This is a genomic window from Devosia soli (genome assembly GCF_000970455.1).
Classification (GTDB): domain Bacteria; phylum Pseudomonadota; class Alphaproteobacteria; order Rhizobiales; family Devosiaceae; genus Devosia; species Devosia soli.
In genome coordinates this window covers 1-12,704 of the sequence record NZ_LAJG01000005.1, presented here as the reverse complement: position 1 = coordinate 12,704, position 12,704 = coordinate 1, and the positions used below count along the sequence as shown (strand labels likewise).

Here is a 12,704-nt window from a genome sequence, read left to right as displayed (position 1 = left end):
TATGATCCAGATGCAGTCCAATCTCGACGTCGCGGATAATTCCGGCGCTCGTCGTGTCATGTGCATCAAGGTGCTGGGCGGCTCTCATCGCAAATACGCCTCGGTCGGCGACATCATCGTCGTTTCGGTCAAGGACGCTATTCCGCGTGGTCGCGTTAAGAAGGGCCAGGTAATGAAGGCCGTGGTGGTTCGCACCGCGACTGACATCCGTCGCCCCGATGGCACCGTCATTCGTTTTGACAAGAACGCCGCGGTTCTGATCAACAATCAGAAAGAGCCGATCGGCACCCGTATCTTCGGACCGGTTCCGCGCGAACTCCGCGCCCGTAACCACATGAAGATCATCTCGCTCGCCCCAGAGGTGCTGTAATGGCCTCCAAGATCAAGAAGGGCGATAAAGTCGTCGTCCTGGCTGGCAAGGACAAGGGCAAGACCGGTCAGGTCCTGTCGGTCATCCCCGCCGAAACCAAAGCTGTCGTCCAGGGTATTAACCTGGTCCGCAAGCACCAGAAGCAGACTGCCTCGCAGGACGCCGGCATCTTCACCAAGGAAGCGCCGATCCACCTGTCCAACCTGGCCGTCGCCGACGCAAATGGCAAGCCCACCCGTGTCGGGTTCCAGATCAAGGACGGCGTGAAGACTCGCGTCGCCAAGACGACCGGAGGCCAGATCGATGGCTGAGACCGTTTATGTGCCGCGTCTGCGCACCTTCTATGACGAGACCGTCAAGGCTGAACTGAACAAGCAGTTCAACTACAAGAACGTCATGGAGCTGCCGCGCCTCGACAAGATCGTCCTGAACATGGGCGTCGGTGAAGCTGTCAACGACACCAAGAAGGTGAAGTCGGCTGCTGCGGAAATGGAAAAGATCGCTGGCCAGAAGCCGGTCATCACCCATGCCCGCAAGTCGATCGCCGGCTTCAAGGTCCGTGAAGAGATGCCGCTCGGCGTCAAGGTCACCCTGCGCAAGACGCGTATGTACGAATTCCTGGATCGCCTGGTGAATATCGCACTGCCGCGTGTCCGCGACTTCCGTGGCCTCAACCCGAACGCCTTCGATGGTCGTGGCAACTATGCCATGGGCATCAAGGAACACATCATTTTCCCCGAGATCAACTATGATCAGATCGATCAGGTCTGGGGTATGGATATCGTGATTGCCACGACGGCCAAGTCGGATGATGAAGCTCGGGCACTGCTGCGCGCTTTCAACTTCCCGTTCCGCCAGTAAGCGGGCAGGGAAGGGATAAAGGATCAGAACATGGCAAAGACCAGTTCCATCGAGAAGAACAACAAGCGCGCCAAGCTCGCCAAGCAGTATGCCGAGAAGCGTACTGCTCTCAAGGCGACCGTCAAGGATCAGACCTTGTCGATCGAAGAGCGCTTCAAGGCCACCCTCAAGCTGGCCGAACTGCCGCGCAACTCGGCTAAGGTTCGCGTTCGCAACCGTTGCGAAGTGTCGGGCCGTCCGCGTGGCTACTATCGCAAGCTCAAGATGAGCCGTATCGCCCTGCGTCAGTTGGGCAACCTGGGTCAGATCCCGGGTCTGGTGAAGTCGAGCTGGTAAGGAGAGACATAAGATGAGCTTTTCCGATCCCATCGGCGATATGCTGACTCGCATCCGCAACGCTCAGGAGCGTCGCAAGAATACCGTTTCGACTCCGGCCTCGACCCTTCGCGGTCGCGTGCTCGACGTTCTCCAGTCCGAGGGTTTCATCCGCGGCTACTCGGAAACGAAGTTCGAAAACGGCGCTGCCGAATACGAAATCGAACTCAAGTATTCGGACAACCAGGGCGTGATCCGCACCATCGAGCGCGTTTCCCGTCCCGGCCGCCGCGTTTACGCGTCGGTCAAGAATATTCCTCAGGTGGCCAATGGCCTGGGTGTTTCGATCCTCTCCACCCCCAAGGGTGTGATGGCCGATCACGAAGCCAAGGCTGCCAATGTTGGTGGCGAGGTACTCTGCCGCGTCTTCTAAGGCGTGTCGGTCTCGAAAGCGCAGTGAGGCACTTTGGGCAAAGTGGTTTCCACTTTCCGGTTGTAAGTGCTGCAAAAACTGATAGGAGCGCGGTCAACGTTTCTCGGAAACGCTGATCGGCTCCGTTTTCGAGCACCTTCAAGCGCATTGGATGCGCGGCAAGACGATTACTCAAGGATATAGAATGTCACGTACTGGCAAGAAACCGGTGGCCCCGGTTAATGGCGTTACGGTCACGATCAATGGTCGTGACGTTTCCGCCAAGGGCCCGAAGGGCGAACTGAGCCTCACGCTCATGGATATCGTCAACGTCGAGCAGGGTTCGGATGGCATTGTCATCACCCCGGCAAACGACACCCGTGAGGCTCGTGCAGCCTGGGGCACCACCCGCGCGCTGATCCAGAACATGGTCACCGGGGTGAGCGCCGGTTTTGAGAAGAAGCTGGGCATCCAGGGCGTGGGTTACCGCGCCGCCATGCAGGGCAAGGACGTCAAGCTCTCGCTCGGTTTCAGCCACGAAGTGATCTACGCGGCCCCCAAGGGCATCACCCTTGCCGTGCCGACCCCGACCGAGATCGTCGTTACGGGCATCGACAAGCAGCAGGTCGGCCAAGTTGCGGCTGAGATCCGCGGCTGGCGTCCCCCCGAGCCCTACAAGGGCAAGGGCGTGCGTTACGCCAACGAGCAGGTCTTCCGCAAAGAAGGCAAGAAGAAGTAAGGAGCGCCACCTATGGCTATCAGTGCAAAAGGTGCGGACCGCCGCAAGGCTCGTATCCGCAAGGCGCTCAAGGCTCGTGCCTTCGGTCGCGCCCGTCTCAGCGTGTTCCGCTCGGACAAGAACATCTACGCCCAGATCATCGACGACGCCAACGGTCGTACGCTGGCTGCGGCTTCCACCCTCGAAAAGGACGTACGCGCTTCCCTCAAGAACGGCGCGACCTCCGAAGCGGCAGCTGCCATCGGCAAGCTGATCGCCGAGCGCGGTGTGAAGGCTGGCGTCGCCGAGGTCATTTTCGACCGCGGCTCCTATCTCTATCACGGCCGTGTTAAGGCCCTTGCAGATGCTGCCCGTGAGGGCGGTCTGCAGTTCTAACAGCGGCGAGGAAAGAACATTATGAGCAGAGACGTTCAAGAGCGCGAAAGCGAGTTCGTCGATCGCCTGGTCCACATCAACCGTGTGGCCAAGGTTGTGAAGGGCGGCAAGCGCTTCGGTTTCGCAGCCCTCGTCGTTGTGGGTGACCAGAAGGGTCGCGTCGGTTTCGGTCACGGCAAGGCCCGTGAGGTTCCCGAGGCAATCCGCAAGGCAACGGAACAGGCCAAGCGCCAGATGATCCGCGTGCCGCTGCGCGATGCCCGTACGCTTCACCACGACATCACCGGCCGCCATGGCGCCGGCAAGGTTGTGCTGCGTGCAGCCGTCCCGGGTACCGGTATCATCGCCGGTGGTCCGATGCGCGCCGTCTTCGAAACGCTTGGCATCAACGACATCGTTGCCAAGTCGACGGGCACCTCGAACCCATACAACATGGTCCGTGCCACCTTCGATGCGCTCAAGCGCGTCGACAGCCCCCGTGCCGTGGCGTCCCGCCGTGGCCTCAAGGTCTCCGAACTGCAAGCTCGCCGCGGCGAGACTGCAGTCGAAGCCTGATCCGTAAGGACTGAGCAAAATGGCTGAACAGAAAACCATCACCGTCAAGCAGATCGGTTCGCCGATCCGCCGCGAAAAGAGCCAGCGCGCGACCCTGATCGGTCTCGGGCTGAACAAGATGAACAAAGAGCGCGAGCTGATTGATACGCCCGAAGTCCGTGGCATGATCAACAAGGTCCCGCACCTCGTCCGCGTTGTCGGCGAGTAATAGGGAGCTCGACAGATGACTCGTTTGAACGAACTTCGCGACAACGACGGCGCCAACAAGACTCGCGTTCGCGTGGGCCGTGGTATCGGCTCCGGCGTTGGCAAGACCGGCGGCCGCGGCGGCAAGGGCCAGACGGCTCGCGCCGGTGTCGCGATCAACGGCTTCGAAGGCGGCCAGATGCCCCTTCACATGCGTATGCCGAAGCGTGGCTTCAATGCTTGGAACCCCAAGGATTGGAACCAGGTCCGCATCGACCGCATCCAGGCCTATATCGACTCGGGCAAGCTCGATGCTAAGGGCGTCGTGGATGCTGCAGCGCTCGTTGCTGCAGGCGTCATCCGTCGTCCCAAGGATGGCGTCCGCCTGATCGGTGCCGAAGGCTTCACCGCCAAGAAGGTGACCTTCAAGGTGGATCATGTTTCCAAGGGTGCTGCCGCAGCGATTGAAGCTGCCGGCGGTAAGGTAGACCTCATCGAGGTCAAGGAAACCTGGAAGAAGACCCCGTACGCCGCCAAGTAGTTTGGCATCGGCGCACCCGGCTTGTGCTCGGGTGCGCTTTTTTGGTTTGTTGCGCCGGGGCTGCACTCCTATATGCTCCCCTGGCGCTTCGAGCGCCTGTGGCTTGCAGCCATAGAGCAGGGCGCGGAAAAGTGCGCAGCGGTTTTCCGCATCGTGCCTTGCGACAACAAATTTTAGAGTCAGCAATGCCGTCTTTGGTCCATTGCCCACGGCTCTAGGGAGCGAAGTATGGCGTCCGCAGCCGAGCAACTTGCTCGCAATCTCAGTTTCTCGACCTTTTCAAAGGCAAAAGCCCTTCAGCAGCGCATCTGGTTCACTCTGGGCGCGCTGCTTGTTTATCGTTTGGGCACCTTCATTCCGGTCCCGGGCATCGACCCCGATGCGTTTCGCGCGACCTTCGAGCAGAGCCAGCAGGGCATCATCGGCATGTTCAACATGTTCTCCGGTGGCGCCGTGGAACGTATGGCCATCTTTGCTCTCAACCTCATTCCCTACATCACGGCCTCGATCGTCGTGCAGGTGATCGCCACGGCTTCGCCGCGGCTTGAAGCCCTCAAGAAGGAGGGTGAGGCCGGCCGCCGCAAGATGAACCAGTATACGCGTTATCTGGCGGTCGTGTTCTGTGCCGTCCAGGCCTATGGCATCGCGGTTGGTCTCGAAGGCAGTCAGGGCGTCGTGCTCAATCCAGGCTGGTTCTTCCGCCTCTCGACCGTGATCACGCTCGTCGGCGGCACCATGTTCCTGATGTGGCTGGGTGAACAGATTACCTCGCGCGGCGTCGGCAACGGCATCTCGCTGATCATTTTCGCCGGCATCGTAGCCAATCTGCCCTCGACCGTCGTCCAGACGCTTGAATTGAGCCGCACGGGCGCAATTCCTGCCTTTGCCGGCTTCGGCATGATCGCCCTGGCGCTCGTCGTTATTGCCATCATCGTCTTCTTCGAGCGCGCCCAGCGCCGTCTTCTGATCCAGTATCCGAAGCGGCAGGTCGGCAATAAGATGTTCCAAGGCGAAAGCTCGCATCTGCCGCTCAAGCTCAATACTTCTGGTGTCATCCCGGTGATCTTCGGCTCTTCGCTGTTGCTCTTGCCAGCAACGATCGCGTCCTTTGCCGCGCAAAACAGCGGCATGGGCTGGCTCACTACCGTTACGGCGCTGCTTGGCCGCGGCCAGCCGCTGCACATGGTGCTGTTTGCCTTCTTCATCATCTTCTTTGCCTTCTTCTATACGGCCATTGTCTTCAATCCGACCGAGACGGCAGACAATCTCAAGCGCTCCGGCGGCTTCATTCCTGGTATCCGTCCGGGTGAGCGCACTGCCCAGCACATCGACTATGTGTTGACGCGCATCACCGTCATCGGTGCCCTCTACCTCACGGTGATTGCGCTGATCCCGGAACTGATGTTTAGCCAGCTTGCGGTTGCACAGTTTATCGGCGGCACCTCGCTGCTGATCATGGTCACGGTGACCCTTGATACGGTCAGCCAGATCCAGAGCCACCTGGTCGCTCAGCAATATGAGGGCCTGTTGAAGAAATCCCGCCTTGGAGGGGGCAAGCGTCGATGAGGTTAATCCTGTTGGGACCGCCGGGGGCGGGGAAGGGGACGCAGGCTAAGATTTTGGTTGAGGCCTTCGGCATCCCGCAATTGTCCACCGGCGACATCCTGCGGGCCGCCATCGCCGACCAGACCCCGCTTGGGCTCGAAGCCAAGGCGATCATGGACCGGGGCGACCTCGTCTCCGACGCCATCGTCAACGGCATCGTCTCTGAGCGCATCGATGCCGAGGATTGCCGGCCCGGCTTCATCCTCGATGGCTTCCCGCGCACCATCGCGCAGGCCCAGGCCCTCGACAAAATGCTGGCCGAGAAGGGTCTCAAGCTTGACGCCGTCATCGAGCTCACGGCAGATGCCGACGAACTCGTGCGCCGGGTGATTCAGCGTTCCAAGGATAGCAATCGTCCCGATGACAATCCGGACGTGATCCGCAAACGGCTGGATGTCTACACCACCAGCACCGCACCTCTGGTCGATTACTACGGTCAGCAGGGTCTGGTGAAGACGGTGGACGGCATGGCGCCGGTCGAGAGCGTGACGTCCGCCATCAAGACGGCGCTCGGCAAATAATTTGGATGGGCGGAGACTGTTGACTCTGTCCCTTCGAATCCTTAAAGAACCGCACCAGTCTCATGGATTATTGGGCTGGATTCGGTTCTCCACAGTGGTTGGGGGTCGAAATCCGGTCCCTTGTTGTTTAAAGACATCCGCCGCGATGGCGCGTGTTGAATGAAGGAGAGCAGACGTGGCTCGTATTGCTGGCGTCAATATCCCGACGAACAAGCGCGTGGTTATCGCGCTGCAGTACATTCACGGGATCGGCGAAAAGTTCGCCAATGATATCACGACCAAGGTCGGTATTCCGGCTGATCGTCGCGTCAATGAACTGACCGACGCGGAAGTTATCCAGATCCGTGAAGCGATCGACAAGGACTATGTCGTCGAAGGCGATCTTCGCCGTAACGTTGCGATGAACATCAAGCGCTTGATGGACCTCGGCAACTATCGTGGCCTGCGCCACCGTCGTGGCCTTCCGGTCCGCGGTCAGCGCACCCACACCAATGCCCGCACCCGCAAGGGTCCGGCCAAGCCGATCGCCGGCAAGAAGAAGTAATTCTGCGCCCGCGATCTTGCGGGGCAGTTGTTTGATTGGAAGGCGGGCAGGCTCTCGGGCCTGACCCGTCTCTTCCATGGTGGAGCTGCTGGAACTACGGCAGCGCCGATACCCTAGAGGACCTGAATGGCTAAGACTGACACGACGCGCGTCCGCCGCAAGGAGCGCAAGAATATCACTTCGGGCGTTGCACACGTGAACGCCTCCTTCAACAACACCATGATCACCATCGCCGACATGCAGGGCAACACGATTTCGTGGTCCTCGTCTGGCGTTATGGGCTTCAAGGGCTCGCGCAAGTCGACACCCTATGCCGCCCAGGTTGCTGCCGAAGATGCCGCCAAGAAGGCTCAGGAACATGGCATGAAGACCCTCGAGGTCGAAGTGCGTGGTCCCGGTTCGGGCCGTGAATCTGCGCTCCGCGCTCTTCAGGCTGCTGGCTTCAACGTCACCTCCATCCGCGACGTGACTTCGATCCCGCACAACGGTTGCCGTCCGCGCAAGCGGCGCCGCGTCTAAAGACTAGACCACTTGGTAAACTCCTGGCCGCGGGGCCAGGGGTTCTATTGTGTTTGCGGCGGTGCGGCTCTCGGAGCCGCGAATTTGAAAGGACAATACCGTGACGATCCAGAGGAACTGGCAGGAACTCATCAAGCCGACCAAGCTGGAGATTGTTTCGGATGGCGCTGACTCGCGTCACGCCTCGGTTATTGCCGAGCCGCTTGAACGCGGCTACGGCCTTACCCTGGGCAATGCCCTGCGTCGCGTCTTGCTGTCTTCGCTCCAGGGCGCAGCAGTAACCGCTATCCAGATCGACGGCATTCTGCACGAATTCTCGTCGCTTCCCGGCGTTCGGGAAGACATCACCGACCTCGTGCTGAACGTCAAGGAAATCGCCATCAAGATGGGTGGCGAAGGCCCGAAGCGTCTTACTCTCTCCAAGCAGGGTCCGGGTGCCGTGACCGCTGGTGACATCAAGGTCTCCGGCGATATCGAAGTCCTGAACCCCGAACTCGTGATCTGCCACCTCGACGATGGCGCCGAGATCAACATCGAGTTCACCGTCAATTCCGGCAAGGGCTATGTCCCGGCCGACAAGAACCGTCCGGAAGATGCCCCCATCGGGTACATTCCCGTCGACGCCCTGTTCTCGCCAGTGCGCCGCGTCAGCTACAAGGTTGATGCGACCCGTGCCGGTGAAAGCCTCGACAAGGACAAGCTGACCCTGTCAGTCGAAACCAATGGCGGCGTGTCGCCGGAAGATGCCGTGGCTTATGCAGCGCGTATTCTCCAGGACCAGCTGTCGGTTTTCGTCAACTTCGAAGAGCCCACCAAGGAAAAGGCCCAGGACTCCGTTCCGGAACTCGCCTTCAACCCTGCGCTGCTCAAGAAGGTCGACGAGCTCGAACTGTCCGTGCGTTCGGCCAACTGCCTCAAGAACGACAACATCGTCTACATCGGCGACCTCATCCAGAAGACGGAAGCCGAGATGCTGCGGACCCCGAACTTCGGCCGCAAGTCGCTTAATGAAATCAAGGAAGTCCTGGCACAGATGGGGCTTCATCTCGGGATGGACGTGGCCAATTGGCCGCCCGAGAATATCGATGACCTCGCCAAGCGCTACGAAGATCATTACTGATCCGGCGCTGCCAAGATTTTAGGAGATACCCATGCGACACGGTAATCGCGGCCGCAAACTCAGCCGTACCGCTTCTCACCGCAAGGCCATGTTCGCCAACATGTCCGCCGCGCTGATCAAGCACGAACAGATCGTCACCACCCTTCCCAAGGCCAAGGACCTCCGTCCGATCGTTGAGAAGCTCATCACCCTCGGCAAGCGCGGCGACCTGCACGCTCGCCGCCAGGCTATTGCGCAGATCCGCGACGAAGCCCAAGTTGCAAAGCTCTTCGCCGTGCTCGGCCCGCGCTATGCTGAACGTCAGGGCGGCTACATCCGTATTCTTAAGGCCGGCTTCCGCTATGGCGACAACGCCCCGCTGGCCGTAATCGAATTCGTCGATCGCGACGTCGATGCCAAGGGTCAGGATTCGGGTCCGGTCCAGTACGACGAAAACGAAGCCGAAGCCGCGTAAGAGCGCTTCAGCAGTTTATCGAAAGGGCGGCCTCCGGGTCGCCCTTTCTGTTTTCGGCTGCTGCGGATGTCATTGCTCCACACGCTATAAAATCCTCTTCCGCGCGTAGATACGAGCGTGTAGGGCAGGGTGCAACGCGGGGAGCAAATATGGACCGTATTCTCGTCACCGGAGCATCGGGTTTCGTTGCCAAGCATGTCATCGGCGAGCTCCTTCGGGCCGGCTACATCGTCCGCGGCACGCTCCGAAACCGTGTAAAGCTGCGCAGCGTCCAAGCTGCGATGAATCTTCTGGCATCCGGCTTTGAAACCCGCCTCGAAATCGTCGAAGCTGATCTGCTCGATGATACTGGCTGGGCCGCCGCCACGCATGACGTCCAGGCGGTCATCCATGTTGCCGCCGCCATCGTTGCCGAAGAACCCAAAGATCCGTCCGTCGTCATCCGTCCCGCCGTCGAAGGCACCGAGCGCGTCCTGCGCTTTGCCCACGCAGAGGGCATCGAGCGCGTCATCATGACATCGTCGATCGCCACGGTCGGCTATGGCCATGGTCACGACAAAGGCCCACGCACATATACCGAGGCCGATTTCACGGACCTCACAAACATGCGCCGTCCCTGGGCCTATTGCATCGGTAAGACGCGCGCCGAGCAGGCCGCCTGGGCCCTTGCCAGCGGCCAGAGCATGCAGCTGACCACAATACACCCCGGCGCCATTCTCGGCCCCGCCACAGATCCCGAAACCAGCATCTCCCTCGGCCTTGTCGGCGGGCTTCTCGATGGCTCAACGCCAGCCATGCCGCGTATCGGCTTTGCCATCAGCGACGTGCGCGATGTCGCCGCCATGCACCTCGCCGCCCTGAAAGACCCGGAAAGCATCGGGCAGCGCTATCTCTGCACCGGGCCCTACATGACTTTCGAAGACCTCGCCGCCGTTCTACGCCGGCACTATCCGGATTACCCAATCACCCTCAAAAGCGTTCCGGATTGGATCATGCGTGGCGTCGCGCTGATGGGCGGACCAGTCCGGCAGATCATCAACGATATCGGCAATCAAAAGCACTTCGACGGCTCGAAGGGCGAGCGGCTGCTCGGCCGGCCCTATCACAGCAACGAGGATGCCGTCCTCAGCGCCGCCGAAAGCCTCATCCGCTTCGGTCTCGTCAAGCCAGGGAAGCGGGCAGGCTGAGCGCCCAGGCGTTATAGAGCCCGTCCAGCGCTCGCTGATCATTGACGAAGAGATGTGGCAGACCGGCCTCCAGAACCAGCGCCTGGTACTTCCCGACCGAATGCCGCGTCTTCCAGAGCCAGCCGAGCATCATGCGGTTGACCCTGTCCTGCCCACCTTCGAGCGCGCCGGCACGCTGGCGCTGAAACAGCGTCCGCTGAAAATACCGCCGATAGCGCTTCACCAGTCCATCGCTGATTACCAGCGCACCTGTCGCCCGCCTGAACCGCTGCGGCAGGAGGTGAGAGTAATTCCCTTCGATCACCCAGCCCGGCGGCAGGATCGCCTCGTCATGGAGTTGCGCGAAGTCGTCATCATTCCGCACTTCCCAATTGGTATTGGGCAAATGGCGCAGCCGATCAAGATGCACCACCGGCACCCCAAGTCGCTCCCCGAGCGCCACCGCCAGCGTCGACTTCCCCGCATTGCTCGGCCCTAGGATCAGGATCCGTTGGCCGAAAATGGAAATGTCCGGTATCGCTGCCATCAACTCCCCCTGAATCAAATGTGGAACGAACGCCACTAAGCGCCCTTAGCTACTCAACTTATTTCGGCGTACCTCGAATTTCTAACCCCCACCGCGCTTCCCTCTGGTTTGACCCGAGGGTCACTTCCTGGGCCCGCGAAGTTTGTGGCTCACGTGCTGACCCTCGAATCAAGTCCGGGGGAAGCCAAGGGGATGTGAAACCTTCGCAGCCTACCCTTGCCAAAAAAAAGACCCGCCCAAGCATCTGCCGGGGCGGGTTTATCAAAACCTCAAAGCGTTACTCGGCCGGCGCCATGTCCTTGCCCGTATAAACCTCATCGACCCAATACTGGTCGCGGCGATCAAAGCCATTGAACGGCGTCAGCGAGGCCTGGGTGTAAGCACCCATCAGGCCGAACTCGATCCAGTCGTCTTCATCGATATCGGCCGGCAGGGTGAACACCTGCGGCAGCACGTCGTAGCTGTCGCACGTCGGGCCCCAGATGGTGAATTCGGAAAATTCCTGATCGTTGTCGTGCACGCGCGGCCCGCGCCAGACGCGCACCGGCGGGGTGAAGTGCATGAACTTGACTTCCATCAGCGAACCATAAGCGCCGTCATTCACATAGACCGACTGCCCACCGCGCTGGTGCTTGACGCGCAGCAGCAGCGAGGTCGACGAGGTCACGAGCGCGCGCCCTGGTTCGATGATCAGCTCGGGCTTGTTCTTGTCGCCGAAATGGTCGGAAACTGCCTGGCTGATGGTCTCGAAATAATAGTCCATCGGCGGCGCTTCGCTGGTCGGGTAGGGGGCCGGATAGCCTCCTCCGATATTGAGGCGCTTGAGCTCGATCCCCGATTCCTCGACGATACGTGCCGCTGCCGCGATATGCCGCTCATAGGCATAGGCGTCTTCGCACTGCGAACCGACGTGGAAGCAGAGGCTCGGAGTATAGCCCATCTTCTCGACGGCCTGCACGATTTCCGCTGCACCCTGTTCCATCACGCCGAACTTGATGCCGAAATCATAGCTCTTGAGCGCCTTGCCCGCCTTGAAGCGCGTCGTGACTTCCACATCGCGCGACGGCGAGACGACGGCGGCGAGCTGGTCGAGCTGCTGCGGGTGGTCGATGGTGAAGGAGCGAACGCCGAACTCTTCATAAGCGCGCTCGATTTCGCGCTTGTTCTTGATCGGGTTGTTGTAGTGCATCACCGCGCCCGGCGCATGGTCGCGCACCAGTTCCATTTCGGTGTTCGACGCGACGTCAAACGCCTTGAGACCTTCGCGGTGCAGCTGCGCAATGATGTGCGGCGAGGGGTTGCATTTCACGGCATATGTAAGAAGCCCGTCAAAACCCTTCCTGAAGACCTTAACAGCCCTATGGAATTCCTTTTCCGAGAAAAGGAAGGAAGGAAAGTCCGGCGCCTCGGCCGCGATCAGGGCGGACGTATTGGCGTAAACGGTCTTCGGCTCGTCAGTCATTGGACAACAGGCCTTTCGGGGCTGGAGAGGTCAGGGAAATTCGCGGTGCTCAAGTGTTTCCGTTTCGTAAACATCGCGAAATCGAGCGCTGCATATAGGGCCGTGTGACCCCTCGCGCAAACGTTTATTTGCCTTGCGAAACAACAATGTTGCCGCGTCATTTTCATGACAGAATCCCGGCGCTTTCGTCGCTGTGCAAGCGGAAGGCCAGCGGGCCAGAAATCCGCAGCTGAAGGTTTACCCATGTCTTTGCGATCGCTCGTTTTTTCGGGTCTCGCCGTGGCGGTCATCGCCATCGGCGGCACACTTGCCTTCTCCCCTTGGAACGCTCCGGGGCAGGCGCAGGTTCAACAGCTTGAGGCACAAGCCGCCACGCCGCCCCCCGCGACCGACGCGATCCCGGACACCGCCC

The 12,704-nt window shown here is 60.2% G+C and carries 19 protein-coding genes; 17 read left to right on the top strand and 2 right to left on the bottom strand.

Annotation, left to right across the window (positions count from 1 at the left end; translation table 11 throughout):
- Position 1 precedes the first annotated feature (1 nt).
- The 17 genes from rplN (at position 2) to VW35_RS00525 (ending at position 10,304) form a co-directional block, all read left to right on the top strand.
- Positions 2-370 carry a 50S ribosomal protein L14 gene (gene rplN, locus VW35_RS00605; protein ID WP_035080843.1) on the top strand — a complete coding sequence of 123 codons (369 nt, stop codon included), beginning with the start codon at positions 2-4 and terminating at the stop codon, positions 368-370.
- Complete coding sequence (gene rplX, locus VW35_RS00600) at positions 370-681, top strand: 50S ribosomal protein L24 (protein WP_046141102.1); 312 nt, start codon at positions 370-372, stop codon at positions 679-681. Before rplN ends, rplX begins: the two co-directional genes overlap by 1 nt.
- Entirely contained in the window at positions 674-1,231 is a 558-nt protein-coding gene (rplE, locus tag VW35_RS00595) for a 50S ribosomal protein L5 (protein WP_046141101.1), read from the top strand. Before rplX ends, rplE begins: the two co-directional genes overlap by 8 nt.
- A 30-nt stretch (positions 1,232-1,261) precedes the next feature.
- Positions 1,262-1,567 (top strand): 30S ribosomal protein S14, encoded by a 306-nt coding sequence (rpsN, locus tag VW35_RS00590; RefSeq protein WP_046141100.1) that lies wholly within the window; start codon positions 1,262-1,264, stop codon positions 1,565-1,567.
- 13 nt (positions 1,568-1,580) lie between these two features.
- Complete coding sequence (rpsH, locus tag VW35_RS00585; RefSeq protein WP_046141099.1) at positions 1,581-1,979, top strand: 30S ribosomal protein S8; 399 nt, start codon at positions 1,581-1,583, stop codon at positions 1,977-1,979.
- 184 nt (positions 1,980-2,163) lie between these two features.
- Positions 2,164-2,697: a 50S ribosomal protein L6 gene (rplF, locus tag VW35_RS00580; protein ID WP_046141098.1), complete on the top strand. Its 534-nt coding sequence runs from the start codon at positions 2,164-2,166 to the stop codon at positions 2,695-2,697.
- Between the two features lie 12 nt (positions 2,698-2,709).
- Positions 2,710-3,072 carry a 50S ribosomal protein L18 gene (gene rplR, locus VW35_RS00575; protein WP_046141097.1) on the top strand — a complete coding sequence of 121 codons (363 nt, stop codon included), beginning with the start codon at positions 2,710-2,712 and terminating at the stop codon, positions 3,070-3,072.
- A 21-nt stretch (positions 3,073-3,093) separates the two neighbouring features.
- A complete protein-coding gene (gene rpsE / locus VW35_RS00570) occupies positions 3,094-3,627 on the top strand; it encodes a 30S ribosomal protein S5 (RefSeq protein ID WP_046141096.1) in 534 nt (177 codons plus the stop codon).
- 19 nt (positions 3,628-3,646) lie between these two features.
- On the top strand, positions 3,647-3,835 hold the full coding sequence (gene rpmD / locus VW35_RS00565; protein WP_046141095.1) for a 50S ribosomal protein L30: 189 nt from the start codon (positions 3,647-3,649) through the stop codon (positions 3,833-3,835).
- 15 nt (positions 3,836-3,850) lie between these two features.
- The gene (rplO, locus tag VW35_RS00560; RefSeq protein ID WP_046141094.1) at positions 3,851-4,354 is read left to right on the top strand and encodes a 50S ribosomal protein L15; all 504 of its coding nucleotides are present in this window, start codon (positions 3,851-3,853) and stop codon (positions 4,352-4,354) included.
- A gap of 228 nt (positions 4,355-4,582) precedes the next feature.
- A complete protein-coding gene (secY, locus tag VW35_RS00555) occupies positions 4,583-5,920 on the top strand; it encodes a preprotein translocase subunit SecY (protein WP_046141093.1) in 1,338 nt (445 codons plus the stop codon).
- Positions 5,917-6,480, top strand: coding sequence for an adenylate kinase (locus tag VW35_RS00550; protein ID WP_046141092.1), 564 nt, complete (start codon positions 5,917-5,919; stop codon positions 6,478-6,480). The genes secY and VW35_RS00550 overlap by 4 nt, the downstream gene beginning before the upstream one ends.
- 175 nt (positions 6,481-6,655) lie before the next feature.
- Positions 6,656-7,024: a 30S ribosomal protein S13 gene (rpsM, locus tag VW35_RS00545; protein WP_046141091.1), complete on the top strand. Its 369-nt coding sequence runs from the start codon at positions 6,656-6,658 to the stop codon at positions 7,022-7,024.
- A gap of 126 nt (positions 7,025-7,150) precedes the next feature.
- The gene (rpsK, locus tag VW35_RS00540) at positions 7,151-7,543 is read left to right on the top strand and encodes a 30S ribosomal protein S11 (RefSeq protein WP_046141090.1); all 393 of its coding nucleotides are present in this window, start codon (positions 7,151-7,153) and stop codon (positions 7,541-7,543) included.
- A gap of 100 nt (positions 7,544-7,643) precedes the next feature.
- Entirely contained in the window at positions 7,644-8,663 is a 1,020-nt protein-coding gene (locus tag VW35_RS00535) for a DNA-directed RNA polymerase subunit alpha (protein WP_046141089.1), read from the top strand.
- Between the two features lie 31 nt (positions 8,664-8,694).
- Complete coding sequence (rplQ, locus tag VW35_RS00530; protein ID WP_046141088.1) at positions 8,695-9,117, top strand: 50S ribosomal protein L17; 423 nt, start codon at positions 8,695-8,697, stop codon at positions 9,115-9,117.
- Positions 9,118-9,266: 149 nt separating this feature from the next.
- The gene (locus tag VW35_RS00525; protein ID WP_046141087.1) at positions 9,267-10,304 is read left to right on the top strand and encodes an NAD-dependent epimerase/dehydratase family protein; all 1,038 of its coding nucleotides are present in this window, start codon (positions 9,267-9,269) and stop codon (positions 10,302-10,304) included.
- On the opposite strand, the gene VW35_RS00520 is transcribed toward VW35_RS00525, so the two are convergent.
- Positions 10,279-10,830, bottom strand: a complete 552-nt coding sequence (locus VW35_RS00520; protein WP_046141086.1) for a P-loop NTPase family protein — start codon at positions 10,828-10,830, stop codon at positions 10,279-10,281. The genes VW35_RS00525 and VW35_RS00520 overlap by 26 nt on opposite strands.
- Positions 10,831-11,107: 277 nt before the next feature.
- Positions 11,108-12,292 carry a type III PLP-dependent enzyme domain-containing protein gene (locus VW35_RS00515; RefSeq protein ID WP_046141085.1) on the bottom strand — a complete coding sequence of 395 codons (1,185 nt, stop codon included), beginning with the start codon at positions 12,290-12,292 and terminating at the stop codon, positions 11,108-11,110.
- Between the last annotated feature and the right edge of the window lie 412 nt (positions 12,293-12,704).